Raw genomic sequence first — 22,676 nt, forward strand, 5'->3', positions numbered from 1 at the left:
CGCCCTGATGGCGTCCGGTCCGGCATGGGTCAAGCCGCTTGGCGCCGATCCTCCGGCGGGTTACCCTGTTTGCAATGCGTGACGTTCAAAGGCGCACGGACCATGAGGAGAGGCGGGCATGAAGAATTTTGCGGGCAAGGTGGCCTTCGTGACGGGCGGAGCGAGTGGCATTGGCCTCGGCATGGCGCGCACGTTTCTGGCCGAGGGCATGAAGCTCGTTATCGCCGATTACAATCAGGACCATCTCGATGCCGCCCGCGAGCTCATGACGGGCAACAATGCCACGCACTTCATCAAGGTGGACGTGACCGACCGGGCCGCCCTGCGCGCAGCGGCGCAGGAGGCGCTGGACATGTTCGGCAGGATCCATCTGCTGGCCAACAATGCCGGCGTCGGCGGCGGCGGTGCGGCGGATGATCCCGACTTTGAGGATTGGGACCGGACCATCGGGATTAATCTGGGCGGGGTGGTCAACGGCTGCAAGATCATCGTGCCGATCATCAAGGCGCAGGGCGAGGGCGGTCATGTCATCAACACAGCCTCCATGGCCGGCATGGTGCCGCTGCCCGGTGCCGGCGCCTATGCCGCGAGCAAATATGCCGTGCGCGGCTATACCCAGACACTCCGGCTCGATCTGGCGCCGCATGGCATTGGCGTGTCCTGCCTCTATCCGGGCGCGGTGCAGAGCGCGCTGATGCCGGTGCCGGAAGATGACAGCAGTGCCCCGCCGGGCGAGGAGGGCGTGTTCGTCAAGCGCTTCTGGGCCGCGATGCGCGCGGCAATGGACCCTTTGGAAATGGGCCGGCTGGTGGTCGAGGCGATCCGCGAGAACCGCCCCCACATCCTTACGCACAGCGAATTCCTGCCGGAAATGCGCGCGATGCATCAGGATCTGGAAACCGCCTTCGTGACCGGTCTGCCGGTGCCCGACGCACGCAGCAGTTTCGAGCGCTTCCGGCACGAGACGGTCGCGCGGTTGATGGCGATGGACGTGATCGATTGACCGCCGCCCATTGGGCGGGTCAGCCCGCCTGATGCGCCTGTTTGGCGTGGCGCGCGAAATTGTCGAGGATCGCTTGCCAGCCGTCGCGCTGCAAGTCGCGGCTATGTTCGTCCTCCGGCTCGAACTGCACCTGAACATGGGTGCCATTCGCTGCGGACGCGAATGTCACGCGGGCGGTGCGCTCCCCGAACGCATATTCAATCAGGCGCTCCGGTTCGATGCGGGTGTAGGTGCCCGCGAAATCGAAGCCCACGCTGCCATCCTTGGCTTCCATGCGCGAGGAGAATGCGCCGCCTTCGCGAAGGTCGACGCTGGCTGCCGTCGTATGCCAGTCATCGGATGCGGCATTCCACTGCATGATGTCCTGCGGCGTCGTATAGCACCGCCAGACATGATCGATGGGCGCCTCCACAAGCGCTTCGACGGTGATCATTTCGCTGGTCATGATGGCTGATCTCTCCTTGCCGGCAGGCGTTCGCCCTCTCATCGGTTCGCGATGCCTCTCGGTCCATCCTCCTGCACGGCCGGGCGCCCTGTCAATGCAGCATGAGGCAGGGATCGATCCGGAAAGTGGCCATCGCATGCTTGCGCCTTCGCGTACCAGTCGCCAATTAAGGCGCCACGAAGAGGACGTTCGATCTTAGGAGATTCGGCATGGAAAATTTCAACAAGACGATCAAAGGCATAAAGGATCGCGGCGCGGCGCAGCTGTTCATCGATGGTGAATGGCGCAAGAGCAGCGGCACCAATGAGTTGTCGGTGGTGACCCCGCATGACGAGGAAACCGTCCTCACCTATTTCGAGCCGACCACGGCGGACGTGGACGTCGCCGTCGCCGCCGCGCGCAAGGCTTTCGACACCGGCCCGTGGCCGCGTATGGCGCCCGCCGAGCGCGGCGTGTACCTCAAGAAGGTCTCCGACATTCTCATGGCGCGCATGCCCGAGTTGGCCGAGGCCTGGACGGGCCAGGTCGGCGCCGTGATCGGCTTCTCCAGCAAGGCCAGCTATCAGGTGCCCGGCCTGTTCAAATTCTATGGCGAGCTGTGCGACAGCTACAAGTTCGTCGATGAGCGCATTGGCTCGATGGGCGGCAACAAGGTGCGCGTTGTGAAGGAGCCGGTTGGCGTCGTCGCGGCGGTCACGCCGTGGAACGCGCCGCTGGTGCTGCTGGTCTACAAGGTCGCAGCCGCGCTGGCCGCAGGCTGCACCATGGTCTGCAAGCCTTCGCCGGAAACGCCCATCGATGCGCACATCCTCGCTGAAGCGATCAAGGAAGCGGGCATCCCCGCCGGCGTGTTCAACATGCTGCCGGCCGGGCGCGAGGTGGGCGATCACCTCATCCGTCATCCGGGTATCGACAAGATCAGCTTCACCGGCTCGACCGCTGCGGGCAAGCACATTGCCGGCGTCGCGTCCGAGCGTCTCGCCCGCGTCAGCCTGGAGCTGGGCGGCAAGTCGGCGGCGATGATCCTCGACGATGCCGATATGGACCATGTGCTCAAGAGCCTCGTGCCCTATTCCATGCCGATCACCGGGCAGGTCTGCTTCTCGCTGACCCGCGTACTGGTGCCCAAGAGCCGCAAGAGCGAGATCATCGACGCCTATACGAGCGCCGTCTCCAAGGTGAAGGTCGGCGATCCGTTCGAGGCGGATACCGGCATGGGCCCGCTCACAATGCAGCGCCAGCTTGAGCGCGTGCAGGGTTATATCGCCAAGGGCAAGGCCGAGGGCGCCAAGCTCGCGCTCGGCGGCGGCCGCCCGGCCGACCTCAATCGTGGCTTCTTCATCGAGCCGACGGTGTTCACCGATGTCGACCCGAGCATGACGATCTTCCAGGAGGAGATTTTCGGCCCGGTCGTCTCGTTCGTCGATTACGACAATGAGGCGGACATGATCGCCAAGGCCAATGACACCGTGTACGGTCTGCACGGCGCAATCTACACGCAGGATGCGGAGCGCGGCTTCGCCGTCTCGCGCGAATATCGCGCCGGTTCGGTGACGATCAACGGCATGATGGTGGACATTCACATGCCCTTCGGCGGCTTCAAGCAGTCCGGCCTCGGTCGGGATGGTGGCATCGAAGGTCTCGAGAACTACACGGAGACGAAGGCGGTTTACTTCGCCTGATCTGGTCCGGCGCCCGCCCGCGATTGTTGCGGGCGGGCGTTGGCATCAGGGACTTACCAAGCAAGAAAAGCGCGTGCTCCTGCGAAGGCAGGAGCCCAGGGCGATAGTGTGCTGCGGTTGGGCCCTGGGCTCCTGCCTTCGCAGGAGCACGGGTGGTACCGGTCGGGAGGTTTGGTCCTCAGGCCCGCGCCAAGCTCAACGACATCTCCCGCCGCCGGATCATCGCACCAACCAGCGCCAGGCCTCCCATCATCATCGCCCAGCTTGCGGGTTCGGGGACGAAGGAGCCGAAGCGGATATCTGGGAAGGGTTCGGCCGGCCAGCTCTCATCTTGCCACATGCGCGCGCTGGTGATCGTGAGTTCGGCGCGATCAAACACCTCGTAGCCGGACATGAAGACGCCGCCGCCCTGCGTGGCGTGAAACAGCCCATCGAAGGGATCAACCGTCTCCGGCCCGAACGAAAAGCCGATGTCCCAGCGCGTCACGTGGCCAAACAGGGCGGAATAGGTGAAATCGCCGGGCATGGTGCCACCGCCATTGCCGCCCACCGCGAGATCGCCGCTCGCGAAAAACGTCGTCTTGCCCAGATAGGTCGTGGTCTGCGCGACCTGATCGATCCGGTACACATCGGCAGTGCCGCTGATCTCGAATGGGGTGATGGCATGAGCGGGGAGAGACAGGGCGGCCAGAGCGGCCGCGAGCACAGGCTTCAACATGGAACGCCTCCCTAAAGGATGCGCCAGACTGTCTCATTTTCGAACATGCGCCTAGAGCGCGGCAGGCCGGGCGGCACCGGCCTGCCTTTGTTTCGAGTTACTTCAGCGCATCGCTCAGGCCGGGCAGCATCTCCGCGCCGGCCAGCACCTTGGCACTCGACTCCTTGACCGTGGCGCCGATTGGCTCTGCCCGCCCGCCGAGGCAGGCCGAGAGGAAGCTCTCGGTGATCGCGTTGAAGGCGATATTGTTCTGCGGCTTGGCGAAGCCATGGCCCTCGTCCGGATAGAGCACATAGGTGACCGGAATGTTGTTGGCCTTCATCGCCTCGACGATCTGGTCGCTCTCCGCCTGCTTCACGCGCGGATCGTTTGCTCCCTGGCCGATGAGCAGCGGCTTGCTGATCTGGCCCGCCTTGTGCAGCGGCGAGGCCGCCTTGAGCAGCGCCAGCCCCTCGGGCGTGTTGGGATTGCCCATGCGCTGGTGGAATTGTTCGATGCCGGCGGTCCAATAGGGCGGGATGGTGTTCAGCAGCGTCTCCAGATTGGAGGGGCCGACAATGTCCACCCCGCAGGCGAACGCATCGGGCGTGAAGGCGAGGCCGGCGAGCGTCGCATAGCCGCCATAGCTGCCGCCCATGATCGCGACCTTGTCCTTGGCCGTGATGCCCTTGCTGACCGCCCAATCGACCGCGTCGATCAGGTCGTCATGCATCTTGAGGCCCCATTGCAGGTTGCCCGCTGTGATGAAGCTTTTGCCAAAGCCTGTCGAACCGCGGAAATTGACCGACAGCACAGCATAGCCGCGATTGGCCAACCACTGGTGGTAGCTGTTATAGCCAAAGCTGTCCCGCGCCCACGGCCCGCCATGGACGAGAAGGACCATCGGCGCCGGCTTGTCCGGCACGCCGTCGCCATCCGCGTCGCTGCCCGGCGGCAGGGTGAGATAGGAGACCAGAGTGAGGCCGTCGCGTGCGGTAATCTCCCGCGCATGCATGGGCACCAGGGGCGCGCCTTCCAGATCGGGGCGGCTGACATATAGCTTGGTGAGCGCGCCCTTCTTGCGGTCGTACAGCCAGGCGGCGGCCGGCGCGGTGACCGGATCGTTGTAGATCGTCCAGACGGTATCGTCGCGCGTGCGGGAGGTGACCTGGAAATCGCCCTTCAGCCGCTCGCGCAGCCACGCCAGCGACTGACCGACGTCTGGGTCAATCGCCGTCCATTCGGTGGTCAGATACTCGACCGAGTATGCCTCGATCTCGCCGGTGACGGGATCGGCCATCGCGCCGCCGACATCGGCCTTGTCATTGGCGGCCAGCGCCTGGCTCTTCCCCGTGGCGACGTCCTGCGCAATCAGAGCTGCGGTGTCGCGGCCCCGGCTGTCCAGCCAGTAGAGCGTCTTGCCATCCGTGGTGAAGCCGGCGGGCTGGGTGGTCAGGGCATCTTCCAGCGTGGTGCGGGAGAGGGGCTTGTCTTCCACGACGTTGTTCGTGACCCGGAAGAAATCATAGCCACCCTCGGCATTGGGCCGCAGTGCCATGCGCAGCACGAGATTATTGTCGGCGAGGAAGCCGGCATAGCCATCGCCCCGGATGACCTCGGTCAGCGCCCCGGTCTTCAGGTTGAGGCTATAGACATCGTGCCAGCGCTCGTCGCGGTTGTTGATGCCGACGAGAATGCGGTCGCTGATCGTGGTGGAGGTGCCGACGATCATCACGCGAGTCTTCTCGAAGGGCGTGAGCAGCTTCTCGGCGCCAGTGGCGACATCGACCCCGTAGAGCAGGTAATTCTCGTCTCCGCCCTTGTCTTGCACATAGAGCAGCATGGCGGAATCGGCCGTCCAGTAATGCACGCCGATGGGCCGGTCCTTCTCTGCCGTCATCGGCTTGGCCTGATCGGGATGGTCGGCCGGCGCGATCCAGATGTTCATCACGCCATCGCGCGGCGCGAGCCAGGAAAGATATTTGCCATCCGGGCTCACCCGCAGCTGGGCGCGGTCCGGGTTGCCGAACAGGCGCTGCCGCTCGATGATCGGCGCATCCTGCGCGAAGCTCGCCGTCGCGGGCACGCCGCCGGCAGCCAGCATGAAACCAAGGGCAAATGTCGTCACGCAGGTCGGCCTCTTCATAAAGCATGTCTCTCGATGGGCCGGTCGTCCGTTGGGAAGGGGGAGCCGGCTGTTTCGGAATAGCGCGAGCATATCGAATGGTTCCGCCACGGGCTAGCCGGCTGAGGCTTTTGGATGGCGGGCCAAGGCGTGCGGCAGCCGTCCGGGGGTTTTGCCGACTAGAATTTGTGCGCCATGAGCCTATGGGCTTTGCCGGGATGGGCCTAAGGGTGCCTGCCAGACATTCATCCGATTGGGGGATAGCAATTGAAAAAGACCGGTCGCCTTGCCTGGCTGAAGATCGACCGTTTTACGCTGATGCTGCTGGGCACGCTGTTGCTGGCGAGTTTTTTGCCGGCGCGCGGCAGTCTGGTCCCGGCGGTGGATCTGCTCGGCAAGGTGCTGGTGATTGCGCTGTTCTTCATCCACGGCGCGCGTCTGCCGCGCGAGGCGGTGGTCGGCGCCATCGGCCAATGGAAGCTGCAACTGCTCATCCTCGCGGCGACCTTCGCATTGTTTCCGCTGATCGGTATCGCCCTCAAGCCGCTCTCCGGGCCGGTCATCGAGCCGATGCTGTTCACCGGCATTCTCTTCCTGTGCTGCCTGCCCTCGACAGTGCAGTCGTCCATCGCGCTGACGTCGATTGCGCGGGGGAATGTGCCGGCAGCGGTATGCGCGGCGGCGGCTTCCAATCTGGCCGGCGTGGTCTTTACGCCGCTGCTGACGGGCCTGCTGCTGGCGAGCAGCGCGGCAATCAACATGGATGCCGTCTGGGCGATCGTGGGCCTGATCCTGATCCCCTTCGCCATCGGTCAGGCGCTGCACGGCTGGATCGGCGCCTGGCTGCTGCGCCACAAGATGCTCACCTCATTCGTGGATCGCGGCGCCATATTAGTGATGGTCTATGGGGCATTCGGCAAGGCGGTGACCGGCGGCCTTTGGCAGGCGATCTCCGGCATCGACATCGCCATTCTGCTCGGCTTCTGCCTGCTCATTCTGGCCGTGGTCGTCATCGTGCTGCGGCTAGCGGCGCGGCTGACCGGCCTGGCGCGTCCTGACGAGGCATCTCTGGTGTTCTGCGGATCGGTAAAATCGCTGGCGACGGGCGTGCCGATGGCGAATGTGCTTTTCCCCGCAGCCATGGCCGGCGCCGTCGTCCTGCCGGTGATGATGTTCCATATCGTCCAGTTGGTGACCGGCGCGTTCCTGGCGCGCGCCTATGAGCGCCGCGCGATTGCGGCGGCACCGGGCGAATCCTGACTGGTCAGTGAGTCAAAGGCCGGGCGAGGGCGCGCCATTGCCCGGGCGTCGTCTCGAACCGGCGCTTGAAGGCGCGGGCGAAATGGGCCGGGTCTTCGAAGCCGTTGGCAAAAGCGATCTGCGAGATCGAGGCGCCCGCCCAGCGTGCATCGCGCAGATCGTCGGCAGCGCGCTGCAGGCGGCGGTTCCAGATTTGCCCGGTGATCGAGACGCCGAGCGCATCGCGCATCAGCTGATCGAGCCGGCGGCGGCTGATATGCTGCGCCTGCGCGATCTGTTCGGCGGTCAGGCCGGGGATGGAGAGATTGAGCTCGATATAGTCGAGCGCCTTCTGCACGCGCCAGTGGACATTCTCCAGCTCCACCGCAAGGCCGGAGGTGGCGCCAAGGAGCTGGATGACGGCATTCATCGCCGCGTGCTGCTGCGCCTCTCGCAGGTCGCCCGCCACGCGCAGCAGGTGCAGCACGGTGTGAGCGAGCAGGGAGGTGCCGGCATCGCGCCCGGGAATGAGCGTCGCGACGAGATGCTCCATGTCGGGGAAGCGGCTCATGACCAGCGCGCGCGGCATCCGCAGCAGCAACAGCTGGCTGTAATCCAGACCGCACAGGCGGAACGGGTAGCGCTCGTCGATAAAGCAGATGTCGCCCGGCGCCATCTCGCACTGGCGTTGCCGCTGGGTGGCAAGAGAGCTGCCTTCAGCCTGCAGCATCATGGTGAGAAACTGGTGGGATTCCGGGCTGCCGGTGGGCGTGTATGTCACCTCGGCCGGGGCGGAGGACACGGCGAACAGCGCGCCCGGGCCAACACGGCGATGCAGGATTGCCCCGATTGTGGGATTGGCCTCGATCGCCTGTACGCATAGGCCGGGAAAAACATTCGGCGCCGCGCCAGCCCATATGTCCGCGCGCTTGGCCCGATCAAAGCCGCTCAGGTCGACAACCGAGGATAGACCCTCGAGATTGACTGCTTCCATCTCCTCAACTCCAATCCTGTATTGAGACAGGTGCCGGGCCTTGTCAAAGCAAATGGTCAGACATCCCCGCTTATTTATCGCGGCGTTGCCAAGGCCGGGCCGATCCGGCATGGCCCGGCCCCATGATGACCCATTTCCGTTTCGTCGCGCTGCTCAGCGGCACCAGTCTGCTCCTCTCCATGCCCCTTCACGCGCAGGAAACCGGCCCGGATGTGGTGGTGCTGGGGCAGGGGCTTGCGCTGCCGCCAGGCACGCCGGCTTATGGATCGGTCACGCTCGAGAAGATGCGGCTGGCGGAGGACGCCTCCGGCACGATCGAGCATGCGCTCGGCGATGTCGCCGGCTTCCAGCAGTTCCGCCGGTCGGATAGCCGCTCGGCCAATCCTTCGGCGCAGGGCGTCACGCTGCGCGCGCTGGGCGGCAATGCGACCAGCCGGGCGGTCGTGCTGCTGGATGGCGTGCCGCTGGCCGATCCCTTCTTCGGTTCCATTCCGTTCAATGCCCTGCCGCTCGACGGAATCGGCGCGGCGCGGATCACCCGGGGCGGTGGTGCGGGAAGCTTCGGGGCCGGCACGGTCGCCGGCAGCATCGAGCTGTTCAGCGCCGATCGCACGCAATTGCCGCGCTATAGCGCGCGGGCGCTCTATGGCTCGCGTAATGCGCAGCAGATCGAGGCGAGCCTTAGTCCCGATCTCGGCAATGGCTTCGTCTCCATCTCCGGCAGCTATGCCCGGGGTGATGGCTTCTGGACGACGCCTGCGGACCAGCGCGTCGCGGCCAGCGTGCCGGCGGGCTACGAGACATGGGCGGTGAGCGCGCGCGGTGTCGCCGCCGTGGGCGAGTCGAGCGAGATTCAGGCACGCATCGGCCTGTTTCGCGATGACCGGACCTTGCGCTTCGCCGGGGCAGATAGCGCGCAGGAAGGGCAGGACGCCAGCCTCCGTTATGTCGGGCGCGGCGACTGGCAGGTCGAGGCGCTGGGCTATGTGCAACTGCGCAACTTCAGCAACATCGTGGTCAGCGCAACGAGCTTTCGCCCGACGCTCAACCAGCGCAATACCCCGTCGACAGGGCTCGGCGGCAAGCTGGAAGTGCGCCCGCCGGTGGGTGAGGATCATCTGCTGCGGATCGGCGCCGATAGCCGGTTCGCGAGCGCGGACATGTATGAGGAGGCGCTCAACGCCACGACCGGCGCCGCGACCGCGCGGCGTGAAGCCAGCGGCCGGCAGGTCACGAGCGGCATTTATGTGGAGGATGACTGGTCGCTCGGGCGCCTTGTCCTGACCGGCGGTGCGCGCCTCGACTATTGGCGGATCAGTGGGGGCCTCTTCACCGAGCGAACGCCGGCCTCCGGCGCGGTCAGGACGGTGACCTATGCCGACCGTGAGGATTGGGAAGGCAGCTTCCGCGCCGGATTGATCTGGCAGGCCACACCGGGGGTCGCCTTGCGCGGCGCAGGCTATACCAGCTTCCGCCTGCCGACGATCAACGAGCTGTATCGCGGCTTCACGGTATTCCCGGTGACGACGCAGGCCAATGCCGATCTCGCCCCCGAGCGGCTGCGCGGTGTCGAGGCCGGGTTCGATCTGGCGCCGGCTCCCGGTGTGACGCTTTCCGCCACCGCCTTCTACAATCATCTGGCCGATGCCGTCGCGAACGTGACGATCGGCACCAATCTGCGCCAGCGCCGCAATGTCGATGCGATTGTGGCGAAGGGCATCGAAGTGAGCGGGACGATGACGTTCGGGGATTTCGATCTCGCGGCATCCTATGCCTATAATGACAGCCGCGTGGAAGCGAGCGGCGCGGCGGCCCAGCTCGATGGCCTGCAACCGGCACAAAGCCCGCGCCACGGCGCCAGCGCCACGCTGGGCTGGCATGCGCCCGGCAATGCCCGGCTCGCGCTCACCGTCCGCCATGTCGGCCCGCAATATGAGGACGATCTGCAGGCCGACCGGATGGCCCCCGCGACGACACTCGACGGCTATGCCCGCGTGCCACTGACCGGCCGGATGGCGCTGGTCGGCCGGGTCGAGAACCTGTTCGACGAGCGCGTGGTGACCCGACAGGTCACCTCGACCAACGGCGCCGTGAGCACAGACCTGGGCACGCCGCAGACCTTCTGGATCGGCGTCCAGATCGCGGGATAGCGCCTCCGTCGCGCTCGCATATTTGAGCGGCCTCTTGCGCAGCGGGGCCCTTGTCCGCATTCTGCCCATTGTTGGGCATGTTGGAGGACGTGATGGGGACTTACGCGGGGGTGCGCTATTCCATGGTGGCGATCTGGCTGCACTGGATCATTGCGCTGCTGATTATCGCCAATATCGTGATCGGCATCGGGCACGATCCGCTGGGTGCGGTGGTCCCCGGCGTCATGAATATTCACAAATCCATCGGGCTGACCGTCCTCGTCCTGTCCGTACTGGCGCTGCTCTGGCGCCTGATGAACAGCCCGCCGCCGCTGCCGACGACCATATCCAGACGCACCAAGCGCGCGGCGGCGTTGATGCACCGTTTGCTTTATGCCCTGATGATCCTCATGCCGCTCACCGGCTGGATCATGTCCTCGGCAGGGCCGCGTCCGCTCAACTGGTTCAATGTCTTCGACGTGCCCAAATTCGCGGTGGCGCGAGGCGATGCCATCGTGAACGTGGCGGGTTCGCATGAGGTGCTTGGGCTCATCTTCGGGGCGCTGGTGATCGGCCATATCGGCGCGGCGCTGTGGCACCAGTTCATCCGGCGGGATGGGCTGATTATCCGGATGGTGTGAGGCTGCGGGGCTAACCTGTGCGGGATATGAAAAACCCGGCCGGAGGATGCTCCGGCCGGGTTTATCGATGCTCTGAAGGATCGGGCCTGTTAGGCAGCCTTTGCTGCTGCATTCTGGCGGCGGTGATAGGCGTTCACGACCGACAGCACGGCCTTCACCGACGCCGTCGCCACGTCTTCATCCGTGCCGACCCCGAAGAATGTGGTGCCGTCATCGGTGCGGCATTCGACATAAGCGGCCGCGCGGACGTTACCGCCGGTGCCAATGGCGTGCTCATTATAGTCGACAACGTCGAGCCCGATGCCGAGTTCATCGCGCAGGGCCGAGAGGACCGACGAAATCAGGCCATTGCCCCGGCCAGAAATGCTGCGCTCCTTGCCATCATGGACGATCTTGCCGGTGAACACGCGGTTCCCGGCGGGGCCGCTCTCGACATAATCGACCAGCGCATAGGGCTGCGCGCCGGTGAGGCAGTAATGCTGCTCGAACGCCTCCCAGATGTCGGCGGCATGCAGTTCGCGGCTGGACTTGTCCGCCAAGTCCTGCACCACCTTGGAAAAATCGCCCTGCATCCGCTTGGGCAGCTTGAGGCCCTTGTCCTGCTGCAGCACCCAAGCGACGCCGCCCTTGCCGGACTGTGAGTTGACGCGGATCACCGCTTCATAGGAGCAGCCGATATCCGCCGGATCGATCGGCAGATAAGGCACGTCCCAGATCTCGTCATTGCGCTGTTCCTGCGCGGCGAAACCCTTTTTGATCGCATCCTGATGGCTGCCGGAGAAGGCGGTGAACACCAGATCGCCGGCATAAGGGTGTCGGGGGTGGACGGGCAGCTGGTTGCAGTAGGTCACCGTCTGCACGACCTCTTCCATGTTGGAGAAGTCGAGGCCCGGCGAGACGCCCTGCGTGTAAAGATTGAGTGCCACGGTCACCAGATCGCAATTGCCGGTGCGCTCGCCATTGCCGAACAGACAGCCCTCGACGCGGTCGGCGCCGGCCATCAGGCCCAGCTCCGCCGCCGCCACGCCAGTGCCCCGGTCATTATGCGGGTGCAGCGAGATGACCACGCTGTCGCGGTTCCGGATGTGGCGGCAGAACCATTCGATCTGGTCGGCATAGATATTGGGCGTCGCGGCCTCGACCGTGGCGGGCAGGTTGAGGATCAGCGGCTTCTCCGGCGTCGGCTGGAGAATGTCCATCACCGCCTCGCAGCACTCCAGGCTGAAATCCAGCTCGGCGGTGGAGAAGGTTTCGGGGCTATACTCGAACCGCCAGTCGGTGTTCGGCTGCTTGGCGGCTTCGTCGCGAATGATCTTGGCGGCATCGACGGCGATCTGCTTGATCTGCGGCCGCTCCATGTTGAACACGATCCGCCGCCACGCCGGAGAGACAGCGTTGTAGACGTGGACAATGGCCTGGCGCGCGCCCTGCAGGCTCTCGAAGGTCCGCTCGATCAGGTCGCGGCGGGCTTGCGTGAGCACTTGGATGATCACGTCATCCGGGATGCGGCCCGATTTGACGAGGCCGGAAATGAAATCAAACTCGGTCGCGCCCGCCGAGGGGAAGCCGACCTCGATCTCCTTGAGTCCCACGCGGGTCAGTAACTCGAAGAAGCGGGTCTTCTTCTCGGTATCCATCGGATCGATCAGCGCCTGATTGCCATCGCGCAGATCGGTCGAGAGCCAGCGGGGCGGCTGGGTGATCGTGCGCGAGGGCCACTGCCGGTCGGGCAGGTCCACTTGCGGGAAGGGACGGTATTTCTGTGACGGGTCGCTCAGCATCATGGTTCGGACATTTCATTGTTCACAGCCAAATGCACGCAGGCGCTATCCATTTGCACTGATGAGGATCTGATTCTGTGGCTAAAAGGCCCTTAGGCGCAGCGGGCCGCCTGCGGCAACCGCTTGGGTATCGCGCCTAAGGGCGCGTAAGTCGCGTAAGGCGAAGGGCCAGCCAAAAGTCCATGCGCGCTCCCATGCACGGAAAATCAGCGTCCGTCCAGCATGAAGTAGAAAAACGGCGGTAATCGGCCATATTTTTCGCGTTGCGTCAATCCGCCATGCCGCCTTGCCGGGATATTTTTAACTGCTCGGAACGGGATCGTCCCTCCCGTGATTTTTACTCTTGATTTTGAATTTCCCCGGCTCACTATGCTGCAATGCACAATAAGATAGAGAAACGCATACGCTGATGACATGTTCCGAGATGCTGGGTGAGGCTGGAGACGTTCGCGATTGTTACGCGGTGGTTCAGCAATGGGTGGATGAGACCGGCATCGAGGGGTTGCACCGACGATTGAGCGAGGCGGAAGCGATCTTCCGGCGCATCGGCATCACCTTTGCTGTGTACGGGGAGGGCGGCGACCCGGAGCGGCTTATTCCATTCGATCTGCTGCCGCGCATCTTCACCGCTGCGGAATGGGCGCGCCTGGAAGCGGGCATTCGCCAGCGCGCGGCGGCGCTCAATGCCTTCCTGCTCGACGTCTATAATCGCGGCGAGATCATCCGCGCCGGGATCGTGCCGGGCGACATCGTCTATCAGAACAAGGCCTACAAGCCGGAGATGGCCGGCTTCACCCCGCCGGGCAGGGTCTACAGCCATATCGTCGGCATCGACATCGTCCGCACTGGTCTCGACGATTTCATGGTGCTGGAGGATAATTGCCGCACACCGTCGGGCGTCTCCTACATGCTCGAAAACCGCGAGATCATGACGCGGATGTTCCCGGAGCTGTTCGCCCGGCAGCGTGTTGCGCCGGTCGACGATTATCCGAGCCAGCTGCTGCGCTCGCTGCAGGAGGTGGCGCCGCCCGCCTGCAAGGGCGTGCCGCAGGTCGTGGTGCTCACCCCTGGCTCGTTCAACAGCGCTTATTATGAGCATAGCTATCTGGCCGACCTGATGGGCGTCGAGTTGGTCGAGCCGGCCGATCTCTTCGTGGAAGACGGGCTGGTCTTCATGCAGACCACGCGCGGCCCCCGCCGGGTGGATGTGATCTACCGGCGCATCGACGATGATTTCATCGATCCGCTCGCCTTCCGGCCCGATAGCCTGCTGGGCGTGCCGGGCCTGTTCAATGCCTATCGCGGAGGCGGCGTGACGCTCTGCTCCGCGCCCGGTGCGGGCATTGCGGATGACAAGGCGATCTACGTCTATGTGCCGGAGATGATCCGCTTCTATCTGGGCGAGACGGCGATCCTGCAGAATGTGCCGACCTGGCAATGTTCCAAGCCGGACGATTTCGCCTATGTGATGGACCATCTCCCTGAGCTGGTCGTGAAGGAAGTCCACGGCTCGGGCGGCTATGGGATGCTGATCGGCCCCAAGGCCAGCGCGAGCGAGATCGAGGCTTATGGCGCGCGCATCCGCGCCAATCCTTCCGAGTTCATTGCGCAGCCGACGCTCGACCTTTCGGCAGCACCCACACTTGGGCCTGTCGGCCTGGTACAGCGCCATGTCGATTTCCGGCCCTTCTGTCTTGTCGGCAAGGAGATCAGGCTGGTGCCCGGAGGCTTGACGCGGGTTGCGCTGGCGGAAGGGTCGCTGGTGGTGAATTCAAGCCAGGGCGGCGGCGTCAAAGACACGTGGGTGCTGCGGTGAGGGGGGCTGCGATGAGAGAGGCCGCTTACGGCATGCGGGTCCAACCAAAGGGAGGCCGCCCATGCTGAGCCGGACCGCCGAAAATCTGTTCTGGATGGCCCGCTACATGGAGCGCGCCGAAGCCACCGCGCGGCTGCTCACCATGGGGCAGCGGATGACCATCCTGCCCGGCGCGACGATGCGCGACGAGTGGCGCTCGGTCGTGCAGGTCACCGAGTGCGAGGATGTGTTCGGCAAGGATGCGATTATCCGCGAGAGCGACATCGTCGAACATCTCATTCTCAATGCCGATAACCCTGCTTCCATCCGCGCCTGCCTCGCGCGGGCACGGCAGAACGGCAAGTCGGTGCGCACCGCGCTGACGCAGGAGATGTGGGAAGCGCTCAACGAGGGCTGGCGCAAACTGGAAACCTATGGCGTCAACGATGCGCGCCGAGAGTTCGCCGAGATCATCGACTGGGTGAAGACCCGTGCGATGATCTTCCGGGGCGCCACCGAGAGCGGCCAGTTGCGCAACGAGGGGCACGATTTCCTGCGCGTGGGCGGCGCGCTGGAACGGGCGCAGATGACGTTGCGGTTGCTCGACGTCAAATATTACGTCCTGTTGCCGGAGACCGAAGTGGTCGGCGGCCACCGCGACCATTATCAGTGGACTTCGGTGCTGCACGCGCTGTCGGGCAGCCGCGCCTATCACCATGTCTATGGCGGCTCCTACACGCCCGCGCAGATCACGGACTTCTTGATGCTCAACCGGCAGTTTCCGCGCAGCACGCTCTATTGCTTCGATCAGATCGCCTATCGGCTGCAGCGGCTGGCCAGTTGGCACGGCCAGCGCACGCCGGCCAATCTGCGCAGCGAGGAGATGGTGGAGACGCTCGCGCAGGCCAATAGCGGAGATATTTTCCGCCGGGGCTTGCACGAAACCGTCCAGAGCAAGATTGTCCAGTGCAACATGCTTGGGCACGAAATCGCACAAGCCTATCATTTCGGCTGAGCGGGAGGCGACCGGGCCATGCGGATCACGATCCGTCACGAGACTGTCTATCGGTATGAGGAGGAGGCTGGCGGCGTGGTCATGCGCCTGCGCCTGCTGCCGGCGACCAGCAACGCGCAAACCGTCGAGCAATGGACGGTGACAGCGAACGGCCAGCCCATCGAACGCTGGATCGTCAACGGTTATGGCGATGCCGAGGCCGTGTGGCGTGCGCCCGGCCGCGTCGACAGCGTCACCATCCTGTCAGAAGGGACAGTGCGGACCGTCGATTGCGCCGGTGTGCTCAAGCCGGCCGATGGCGCGGTACGGCCCCAGCTGTTCCTGCGCGCAACACCGCTGACCGAGATCGACGCGGCGATTGCCGATCTGGCCCAGCGCGCGCGGCGGGAGGAGGGCGTGCTCTCCAGCCTTCATGCCCTGTCCGATCTGGTGCACGAGGAGATCGAATATCGATCCGGCAGCACGAGCATGGAAACCACGGCCGCCCAGGCCTTTGCCCAGAAGTCGGGCGTGTGTCAGGATCAGGCGCATGTCTTCATCGCGGCGGCGCGCAGCCTGTTGATCCCGGCCCGCTATGTGGTCGGCTATCTGCGGGACGACGAACGGCCGGATAGCGATCATGAGCCCCATGCCTGGGCGGAAGCCTGGGTAGAGGGGCTGGGCTGGATCGGGTTCGATATTACCCTGGGCCTCTGCCCGGTGGAGGGGCATGTGCGCCTGTGCTGTGGCCTTGATGCCGCAGATGCCGCGCCGATTCGGGGCGTGATGATCGCAGGGGGCGAAACCGCATTGTCGCACGACGTGCAGATTGCCAGTCTGCCATCTGAGGATACCGCACAATCCCAGACGCAACAGTGAGTCGGGCGGGCGGCTCAATGCGGGCATGAAAAAGGGGCATAAAATGACGTATTGCGTGGCATTGCGGGTCGAGGCCGGCCTGGTGATGCTCTCTGACACGCGGACCAATGCCGGGCTCGATAACATCGGCATGTTCCGCAAGACCTTCACTTATGAGCGCCCCGGCGAGCGGGCGATTGCGCTGCTGTGTTCTGGAAGCCTCTCAGTCACGCAGGAAGTGCGCACCAAGCTCTCCCGCGCCATGAAGGACGCGGTCGACAATCCCGAGGTCGAGACCCTGCTGAACTGCGCCACCATGCACCGCGCCGCGCATCTGGTCGGCGAGGCGATGAAGGCCGTTCAGAAGGAAATGCGCGAGGGGATGAGCGGCACCAGCCCATCGCTGAGCGCCAGCATCCTGCTGTGCGGGCAGCGCAAGGGCGGCAAGCCTCGCCTGTACCTGGTTTACTCGCAGGGCAATTTCATCGAAGCGACGGCGGACACGCCCTTCTTCCAGATCGGCGAACACAAATATGGCAAGCCGATCCTTGACCGGATGATCAAGCCGACCACGTCGCTCTCGGATGCCGCCAAGGCGGTGTGCGTCTCCATGGATTCGACGCTGCGCTCCAACCTGTCGGTCGGGATGCCGCTCGATTTGAGCATCATCCCCCGCGATCAATATGAGTTTAGCGTCCGTCGCCGAATCGAAGCAGACGACCCGGAATTCTCGACCATTTCCCGGCAATGGGGCGAGGTGCTGAAGTCCGGCTTCGATTCGCTGCCCTCGATGATCGGCGCGGGATCATAGTGCCTAATCTTAGCCCCTCATCTTCAGAGGAGGGGCGATTTGAAGGGCAACCTCGTCCGCCGAGCATTGAGTTCCGCGCCACAAACCCTAAATGCGAATGACGTTCGCCAGGCAGCGCTGGCGACGATTTGACCTATCCGTCCGCGAAGGAAGACATCGACCCATGACCGCCACGCACAGCTCGCGCATGATCATTCTCGGTTCCGGGCCGGCCGGTCTTTCGGCCGCCATCTACGCCGCGCGCGCCGGCATGGCGCCGATCGTGGTGCAGGGGATGCAGCCGGGCGGCCAGTTGACCATCACCACCGATGTCGAGAATTATCCCGGTTTCCGCGAGGTCATTCAGGGCCCGTGGCTGATGGAAGAGATGCAGGCGCAGGCCGAGCATGTCGGTACGCAGATGATGTACGACCAGATCGTCGACGTCGACCTCAGCAAGCGCCCGTTCAAGCTGACTGGCGACGGCGGCACCGAATATTATGGCGACACGTTGGTCATCGCGACCGGCGCGCAGGCCAAGTGGCTGGGGCTGGAGAGCGAGCATCTGCTGCAGGGCAAGGGCGTCTCGGCCTGCGCCACGTGCGATGGCTTTTTCTATCGCGGCAAGAAGGTGGTGGTGATCGGCGGCGGCAACACCGCAGTCGAAGAGGCGCTGTACCTCACCAATCACAGCCATGACGTGACGCTGATCCACCGCCGCGACAGTCTGCGCGCGGAAAAAATCCTGCAGGATCGCCTGTTTGCCCATCCCAACATCAAGGTGGTTTGGAACAAGGCCGTCGAGCGTTTTGTCGGCGGTGGGGATCCGGAAGGTCTGGTCGGCGTCGATCTGGTCGATACCGAGACGGGCGAGAAGAGCCATATCGAGACGGATGGCGCATTCGTCGCCATCGGTCACAAGCCGGCAACCGAGCTGTTCGAGGGCAAGCTGCCGCTCGATGAAGGCTATCTGGTTGTTGAGAAGGGTACGAGCCGCACCAGCATTCCCGGCGTTTTCGCGGCGGGCGACGTGACGGACAAAATCTATCGTCAGGCCGTGACGGCTGCGGGCATGGGCTGCATGGCGGCGCTGGATGCCGAGCGGTTCCTCGCGGAAGCCGACTTTGAATCGCAGCGCGAGCATGTGCCGGCCTGATCGCGGCATCACGGTGAACTAGAATGTGAAAAGCCGGGCGACCGCGAAGGTCTGCCCGGCTTTCCTTTGTCTTGAGCCTGAGCGCGAGCCCAGACGGGTCACGTGTCGCGATTAGCGCGAGGCAACCTTGGTCAGCGGCGTCTCGTTCAGCAGGACCGCATCCTTCACGCGGAAGGATACCGGCATGCCGTTGGCGCTGCCGACCACGCGGCCCTTGGCGACGGTGAGACGGAAGGTCGAGCCGGGCGTTGCGCGGCCCTCGATCACCCGGCGGCTGTCGCCGAGTTCGGTGACGGTGTAGGTGTAGCTGACGCCTTCATGCGTGAAGGTCTTCTCAGCCTCTTTCGCGTGGCCGGGTGTGACGACGGCAAACGAAAGCAGTGCGGCGGCAAAAAAAGCATTTTTCACGAACAGTCTCCTTTGTCAGTTGCAAAAGAGCCTTGCTCGGCATCCCATGTTCTTCCGTGGTCATAGTGCTGCGCTGCACCATGGCTCACAAACGCAAAAAGCGGCGGAGCGATTGCATTTGATGCAAACCGATGACGCGGTGCAGCGCTACGTGCGAAAAGCGGATACGGAGTACGCCTGTCAGGCGGCGCGGCTGTCCAGTTTGCGGCTCAGCATGGCGGCCAGACTGCCGAATGTCTCGAAGCTGTCCATATCCACATCATCATCATCGATGACGATATCGAGCCGATCCTCAAGATCGGTCAGCAAGGTGGCGACAGCCATGGAATCCAGTTCCGGCAGCGACCCGAACAGACCCGTGTCGGCGTCGAACAGATCGACACGCTGCGGGGAGAGCCCGAGCACATCCACGAGCGATGCGCGCAACGCATCGCTGGCCGCGCTGTTGGAGGCGCCATTGCCCTCTCGATCCTGGCTGGTCTGCATCATCGGGCCCCTAACGGGTCGATATCATTTTGGAAAGCATGGCGATGCGGGGCCGGGCCGATCTTGTCCGACTGTTGCGGCCGATCCACGTTCTCAATGCGCGCGCCTATTCATGCCTTGAAAGAACATGATATGGGCGGGGGATGCTACCGCCCCTCGACCATCTGACGCAGCAGGGCGATCCGACCGCCATTGCTCTGGCGGGCAAGTTCGGCGCGATCGATTATGCGACGATGGAGCATTTGGTGGGGCGGCTCGCGCACCATCTTGCCGCGCGTCTCGAGGGGGCAGGCGCGTCCGGCGGCAGTCGGGTGGCGGCGTGGCTGCCCAAGGGCCTTCTCGCGGCGCTGCTGCCTCTGGCGGTGGTGCGGGCCGGGCATATCTATGTGCCGATCAATCCGCTGCTCAAGCGGGCGCAGGTTGCCCATATCGTGCGGGATAGTGGCGCGGCGATACTGATCTCACAGCCCGCGCGGCTGGGGACGCTGGAGCCAGGCGATCTGGCTGAGGCTGTGGCGCGCGTGGAAGAGGCCGCGCTGCTCGGTGTGATTGAAGATGCGGACGCCGCGACGTTGCCGCCCGGCACGGGACGCCCTGACGATCTCGCCGAGATTCTCTACACATCGGGATCGACCGGGCGACCCAAGGGCGTGATGCTCAGCCACGCCAATCTGATGATTGGCGCGCGGTCAGTGGCCCGCTACCTCGGTCTCGACGCGACGGACCGTACCCTCGCGCTCCTGCCGCTCAGCTTTGACTATGGGCAAAACCAGCTGCTCTCGACATGGTGGGCCGGCGGATGCGCGGTGCCGCTCGATTATCTGCTGCCGCGGGAGGTCGCGAAAGTCGCAGCGCGGCACGCCATCACGACGCTGGCCGGCGTCCCGCCGCTCTGGGTGCAATTGACCGAGATCGACTGGCCACCAGAGGCGCGCGCTGCCTTGCGCCGCCTCACCAACAGCGGCGGGACGCTCACCCGTCCGCTGATCGCCCGCTTGCGCGAGACATTCCCCGGTGTGGACGTGTTCGCCATGTATGGGCTGACCGAGGCGTTTCGCTCCACCTATCTCCCTCCCGACCTGCTGGATCGCCACCCGGACAGTATCGGCCAGGCGATACCGGACGCGGAAGTGCTCGTCGTGCGGGCTGATGGCACTTTGACGGACGATGATGAGCCAGGCGAACTGGTTCATAGCGGCCCGCTGGTGGCGCAAGGCTATTGGCAGGATGCAGCACGGACGTCGGAGCGATTCAGGCCGGCGCCGGCAGCGTCTACCTATGGTGGCATGGCGGTGTGGTCCGGCGACACCGTGGTGCGCGATGGCGAGGGCTTGCTGCGCTTCGTCGGCCGGGACGACGCGATGATCAAGAGCGCCGGCAATCGCATCAGCCCCAGCGAGGTGGAGGAGGCGGCGGTGGCCGTCGCTGGCGTGGGCGAAGCCTGTGCGCTTGGTCGCGCGGATGAGCGCCTCGGCCAAGTCATCGTGCTGTTCGTGCGGGCGGAAGCGGCATTATGCGAGACCGATCGCGGCTCGCTCGGCGAGCGTCTATCCGCGCAGTTGCGGCAGACGCTGCCCAATTTCATGCAACCGGCGGAGATCAGGATTTTGGCGCAGATGCCGCGTAACCCCAATGGCAAGATCGATCGCGTGGCGCTCGCCGCGCTTGCCGGGGAGGGCGGCGCATGACGCCCCTCAAGCCCAAGCCGATGGGGCCGATCCCGCCCGGTTATGAGAGCGAGGGCGGCATGCTGCTGGTCGGCGGACAGGGCGTGGCCGCGCTGATCGATCAGATCGGGGAAACGCCGGCCTTTCTCTATGACGCCGGCAAGCTCCGCCAGCGCGTAGCGGCCCTGCGGGCGGCCATGCCGGCTGGGGTCGATCTCCATTATGCGATGAAGGCCAATCCCTTCGCGCCGCTTCTCGCACTCATGGGGGAGCTGGTGGACGGGTTCGACATTGCCTCCGCCGGAGAACTGGAAATGGCGCGGGCAGCCGGGGTGGACGGCAGCCGGATCAGCTTTGCCGGACCGGGCAAGACCGACCGGGAACTGGACGACGCCCTTGCGGCGGGCGTTACGATCAACCTGGAGTCGGAAGGCGAGGCCGAGCGCGCACTCGCGCTGGCTGCACGCGCCAATGTCCGGCCCCGGCTCGCGGTGCGCGTCAATCCCGATTTCGAGCTGAAAGGCTCGGGCATGCGGATGGGCGGCGGCGCGCGGCCCTTCGGCCTGGATGCCGATCGTGCGGCCGCAATGACCCGCCACCTGATCGCCGCAGGAGCGGAATGGCGCGGCTGGCATGTCTTTGCCGGCTCGCAGTCGCTGGATGCGCAGGCCATCGTTGCGGCCCAGTCGGCCACCATGGAGCTTGTCGCGCGCCTTTCCGATGAGGTGGGGGCAAGCCCGCCGCTGGTCAATCTCGGCGGTGGCTTCGGGGTGCCCTATTTCCCCGGTGACGTGCCACTCGACCTCTCCATCATCGGCGACGGGCTGAATCGTCTGCTGGCCGACCGCCCCGCGATGCTGCGCGAGAGCCGGTTCGCGCTTGAACTGGGGCGCTTTCTGGTGGCGGAAGCCGGCATTTACCTCAGCCGCGTGATCGACGTGAAGCAAAGCCGAGGAGAGACTTTCGCCGTGGTGGATGGCGGCCTACACCATCAGCTCGCGGCCAGCGGCAATTTCGGCACCGTGGTCCGCCGCAATTACCCGATTGCCCTGGCCAACCGCTTCGATGAGTCGCCAGTGAGTGAGCCAGTCCATGTGGTCGGTTGCCTTTGCACGCCGCTGGATCGGCTCGGCGATGCCGTGGTGCTCCCGCCTGTCGCGGTCGGCGATTTCGTCGCGCTGTTCATGGCCGGCGCCTATGGCGCGAGCGCCAGTCCGGCGGCCTTCCTGGGCCATGCCCCGGCCCGCGAGTTGCTGGTCGAAGAGGATTGATGCCCGTCAGGCGGCTGATGCCTGATCGGGCGCAATCCCGATCCCACTCAGGCCCTGCGACTCCAGATAGGCCGGATAAAGCATCTGCTCTTCCCTCTGGATGCGGTCGACCAAAGCCTCCAGCGCGGGCCGGAGGGCGGCGCGAAACGCCTCGGGTTCCTGGAAAATCCGACAGTCCGGCCAGGCCTTCATCAGATCGGCCCATAGATCCCCCAGATGGCCGGTCTCCGCATGATATTGCGAGGCGAGCGTGGCGATCCTGCCGTTGCCGCTGGCGCGCAGGGCTGGATAGACGTGCTTATCCTCCTTGGCCAGATGGCGGATCAAGATGCGGTTCAACTTGCTGCGCACCGCGATCAGTTCGCCCACCTCCGCGCCGGATCGCTGCGCCGCCGGGCTCGTGACTTGCTGGCACAGATCGAGCAGCGCCATATGTTCAGCCTGAAGATACCCCAATTCCATGTCTTAGCCTGCCTCGCGACACCGCTCGCATGTCCATCTGAGCATCCAATCTG

General features: G+C 64.6%; 20 protein-coding genes. 12 read left to right on the forward strand and 8 right to left on the reverse strand.

Going from position 1 to position 22,676, the window contains the following annotated elements; genetic code table 11:
* Positions 1–118 precede the first annotated feature (118 nt).
* Positions 119–1,003: an SDR family oxidoreductase gene (locus tag M2334_RS07165; RefSeq protein ID WP_264605109.1), complete on the forward strand. Its 885-nt coding sequence runs from the start codon at positions 119–121 to the stop codon at positions 1,001–1,003.
* Between the two features lie 19 nt (positions 1,004–1,022).
* On the opposite strand, the gene M2334_RS07170 is transcribed toward M2334_RS07165, so the two are convergent.
* Positions 1,023–1,448: an SRPBCC family protein gene (locus M2334_RS07170; protein ID WP_264605110.1), complete on the reverse strand. Its 426-nt coding sequence runs from the start codon at positions 1,446–1,448 to the stop codon at positions 1,023–1,025.
* 209 nt (positions 1,449–1,657) lie between these two features.
* On the opposite strand from M2334_RS07170, the gene M2334_RS07175 reads away from it, so the two are divergent.
* Positions 1,658–3,130, forward strand: a complete 1,473-nt coding sequence (locus tag M2334_RS07175; protein WP_264573077.1) for an aldehyde dehydrogenase — start codon at positions 1,658–1,660, stop codon at positions 3,128–3,130.
* 178 nt (positions 3,131–3,308) lie between these two features.
* Here the strand turns inward: M2334_RS07175 and M2334_RS07180 are convergent, their stop codons facing one another.
* A complete protein-coding gene (locus tag M2334_RS07180) occupies positions 3,309–3,848 on the reverse strand; it encodes a PEPxxWA-CTERM sorting domain-containing protein (RefSeq protein WP_264605111.1) in 540 nt (179 codons plus the stop codon).
* A 97-nt stretch (positions 3,849–3,945) separates the two neighbouring features.
* On the reverse strand, positions 3,946–5,955 hold the full coding sequence (locus M2334_RS07185; RefSeq protein WP_319801337.1) for a S9 family peptidase: 2,010 nt from the start codon (positions 5,953–5,955) through the stop codon (positions 3,946–3,948).
* Positions 5,956–6,219: 264 nt separating this feature from the next.
* Between M2334_RS07185 and M2334_RS07190 the strand changes: the two genes are divergently transcribed.
* Positions 6,220–7,212: a bile acid:sodium symporter family protein gene (locus tag M2334_RS07190; protein WP_264605112.1), complete on the forward strand. Its 993-nt coding sequence runs from the start codon at positions 6,220–6,222 to the stop codon at positions 7,210–7,212.
* Positions 7,213–7,216: 4 nt separating this feature from the next.
* Here M2334_RS07190 and M2334_RS07195 read toward each other — a convergent pair whose 3' ends face one another.
* Positions 7,217–8,185, reverse strand: a complete 969-nt coding sequence (locus M2334_RS07195) for a helix-turn-helix domain-containing protein (protein ID WP_264594329.1) — start codon at positions 8,183–8,185, stop codon at positions 7,217–7,219.
* A gap of 122 nt (positions 8,186–8,307) precedes the next feature.
* Between M2334_RS07195 and M2334_RS07200 the strand changes: the two genes are divergently transcribed.
* Complete coding sequence (locus tag M2334_RS07200; protein WP_413716108.1) at positions 8,308–10,335, forward strand: TonB-dependent receptor; 2,028 nt, start codon at positions 8,308–8,310, stop codon at positions 10,333–10,335.
* 92 nt (positions 10,336–10,427) lie between these two features.
* A complete protein-coding gene (locus tag M2334_RS07205) occupies positions 10,428–10,955 on the forward strand; it encodes a cytochrome b (protein WP_264605113.1) in 528 nt (175 codons plus the stop codon).
* 89 nt (positions 10,956–11,044) lie between these two features.
* On the opposite strand, the gene leuA is transcribed toward M2334_RS07205, so the two are convergent.
* Positions 11,045–12,739 carry a 2-isopropylmalate synthase gene (gene leuA / locus M2334_RS07210; protein ID WP_264605114.1) on the reverse strand — a complete coding sequence of 565 codons (1,695 nt, stop codon included), beginning with the start codon at positions 12,737–12,739 and terminating at the stop codon, positions 11,045–11,047.
* A 406-nt stretch (positions 12,740–13,145) separates the two neighbouring features.
* On the opposite strand from leuA, the gene M2334_RS07215 reads away from it, so the two are divergent.
* The 5 genes from M2334_RS07215 to trxB all read left to right on the forward strand — a co-directional run bounded on the left by M2334_RS07215 (position 13,146) and on the right by trxB (position 18,329).
* Entirely contained in the window at positions 13,146–14,552 is a 1,407-nt protein-coding gene (locus tag M2334_RS07215) for a circularly permuted type 2 ATP-grasp protein (RefSeq protein ID WP_264605115.1), read from the forward strand.
* A 61-nt stretch (positions 14,553–14,613) separates the two neighbouring features.
* Positions 14,614–15,546, forward strand: coding sequence for an alpha-E domain-containing protein (locus M2334_RS07220; protein ID WP_181559953.1), 933 nt, complete (start codon positions 14,614–14,616; stop codon positions 15,544–15,546).
* Positions 15,547–15,564: 18 nt separating this feature from the next.
* Positions 15,565–16,404, forward strand: coding sequence for a transglutaminase family protein (locus tag M2334_RS07225; RefSeq protein WP_264605116.1), 840 nt, complete (start codon positions 15,565–15,567; stop codon positions 16,402–16,404).
* A 43-nt stretch (positions 16,405–16,447) separates the two neighbouring features.
* Entirely contained in the window at positions 16,448–17,194 is a 747-nt protein-coding gene (locus M2334_RS07230; RefSeq protein WP_181559951.1) for a peptidase, read from the forward strand.
* 163 nt (positions 17,195–17,357) lie between these two features.
* The gene (trxB, locus tag M2334_RS07235; protein ID WP_264575604.1) at positions 17,358–18,329 is read left to right on the forward strand and encodes a thioredoxin-disulfide reductase; all 972 of its coding nucleotides are present in this window, start codon (positions 17,358–17,360) and stop codon (positions 18,327–18,329) included.
* Positions 18,330–18,440: 111 nt separating this feature from the next.
* On the opposite strand, the gene M2334_RS07240 is transcribed toward trxB, so the two are convergent.
* The gene (locus M2334_RS07240; RefSeq protein WP_264594333.1) at positions 18,441–18,737 is read right to left on the reverse strand and encodes a hypothetical protein; all 297 of its coding nucleotides are present in this window, start codon (positions 18,735–18,737) and stop codon (positions 18,441–18,443) included.
* A gap of 180 nt (positions 18,738–18,917) precedes the next feature.
* Positions 18,918–19,223 (reverse strand): phosphopantetheine-binding protein, encoded by a 306-nt coding sequence (locus tag M2334_RS07245; protein ID WP_264572267.1) that lies wholly within the window; start codon positions 19,221–19,223, stop codon positions 18,918–18,920.
* A 143-nt stretch (positions 19,224–19,366) separates the two neighbouring features.
* Between M2334_RS07245 and M2334_RS07250 the strand changes: the two genes are divergently transcribed.
* The gene (locus M2334_RS07250) at positions 19,367–20,911 is read left to right on the forward strand and encodes an AMP-binding protein (RefSeq protein WP_264594334.1); all 1,545 of its coding nucleotides are present in this window, start codon (positions 19,367–19,369) and stop codon (positions 20,909–20,911) included.
* On the forward strand, positions 20,908–22,161 hold the full coding sequence (locus M2334_RS07255) for a pyridoxal-dependent decarboxylase, exosortase A system-associated (protein WP_264587377.1): 1,254 nt from the start codon (positions 20,908–20,910) through the stop codon (positions 22,159–22,161). Before M2334_RS07250 ends, M2334_RS07255 begins: the two co-directional genes overlap by 4 nt.
* A 6-nt stretch (positions 22,162–22,167) precedes the next feature.
* Here the strand turns inward: M2334_RS07255 and M2334_RS07260 are convergent, their stop codons facing one another.
* Positions 22,168–22,623: a hemerythrin domain-containing protein gene (locus M2334_RS07260; protein ID WP_264587376.1), complete on the reverse strand. Its 456-nt coding sequence runs from the start codon at positions 22,621–22,623 to the stop codon at positions 22,168–22,170.
* Between the last annotated feature and the right edge of the window lie 53 nt (positions 22,624–22,676).

It is taken from the genome of Sphingobium sp. B11D3D, assembly GCF_025961755.1.
GTDB lineage: Bacteria > Pseudomonadota > Alphaproteobacteria > Sphingomonadales > Sphingomonadaceae > Sphingobium.

Excerpts from the sequence above, each read along its gene's own strand:
- M2334_RS07260 (WP_264587376.1), bottom strand. The coding sequence starts at position 22,623 with ATGGAATTGGGGTATCTTCAGGCTGAACATATGGCGCTGCTCGATCTG.
- M2334_RS07180 (WP_264605111.1), bottom strand. The coding sequence starts at position 3,848 with ATGTTGAAGCCTGTGCTCGCGGCCGCTCTGGCCGCCCTGTCTCTCCCC.
- M2334_RS07215 (WP_264605115.1), top strand. The coding sequence starts at position 13,146 with ATGACATGTTCCGAGATGCTGGGTGAGGCTGGAGACGTTCGCGATTGT.
- M2334_RS07230 (WP_181559951.1), top strand. The coding sequence starts at position 16,448 with ATGACGTATTGCGTGGCATTGCGGGTCGAGGCCGGCCTGGTGATGCTC.
- M2334_RS07165 (WP_264605109.1), top strand. The coding sequence starts at position 119 with ATGAAGAATTTTGCGGGCAAGGTGGCCTTCGTGACGGGCGGAGCGAGT.
- M2334_RS07245 (WP_264572267.1), bottom strand. The coding sequence starts at position 19,223 with ATGCAGACCAGCCAGGATCGAGAGGGCAATGGCGCCTCCAACAGCGCG.
- M2334_RS07255 (WP_264587377.1), top strand. The coding sequence starts at position 20,908 with ATGACGCCCCTCAAGCCCAAGCCGATGGGGCCGATCCCGCCCGGTTAT.
- M2334_RS07225 (WP_264605116.1), top strand. The coding sequence starts at position 15,565 with ATGCGGATCACGATCCGTCACGAGACTGTCTATCGGTATGAGGAGGAG.
- trxB (WP_264575604.1), top strand. The coding sequence starts at position 17,358 with ATGACCGCCACGCACAGCTCGCGCATGATCATTCTCGGTTCCGGGCCG.
- M2334_RS07195 (WP_264594329.1), bottom strand. The coding sequence starts at position 8,185 with ATGGAAGCAGTCAATCTCGAGGGTCTATCCTCGGTTGTCGACCTGAGC.
- M2334_RS07250 (WP_264594334.1), top strand. The coding sequence starts at position 19,367 with ATGCTACCGCCCCTCGACCATCTGACGCAGCAGGGCGATCCGACCGCC.
- leuA (WP_264605114.1), bottom strand. The coding sequence starts at position 12,739 with ATGATGCTGAGCGACCCGTCACAGAAATACCGTCCCTTCCCGCAAGTG.
- M2334_RS07170 (WP_264605110.1), bottom strand. The coding sequence starts at position 1,448 with ATGACCAGCGAAATGATCACCGTCGAAGCGCTTGTGGAGGCGCCCATC.
- M2334_RS07220 (WP_181559953.1), top strand. The coding sequence starts at position 14,614 with ATGCTGAGCCGGACCGCCGAAAATCTGTTCTGGATGGCCCGCTACATG.
- M2334_RS07200 (WP_413716108.1), top strand. The coding sequence starts at position 8,308 with ATGATGACCCATTTCCGTTTCGTCGCGCTGCTCAGCGGCACCAGTCTG.
- M2334_RS07205 (WP_264605113.1), top strand. The coding sequence starts at position 10,428 with ATGGGGACTTACGCGGGGGTGCGCTATTCCATGGTGGCGATCTGGCTG.
- M2334_RS07175 (WP_264573077.1), top strand. The coding sequence starts at position 1,658 with ATGGAAAATTTCAACAAGACGATCAAAGGCATAAAGGATCGCGGCGCG.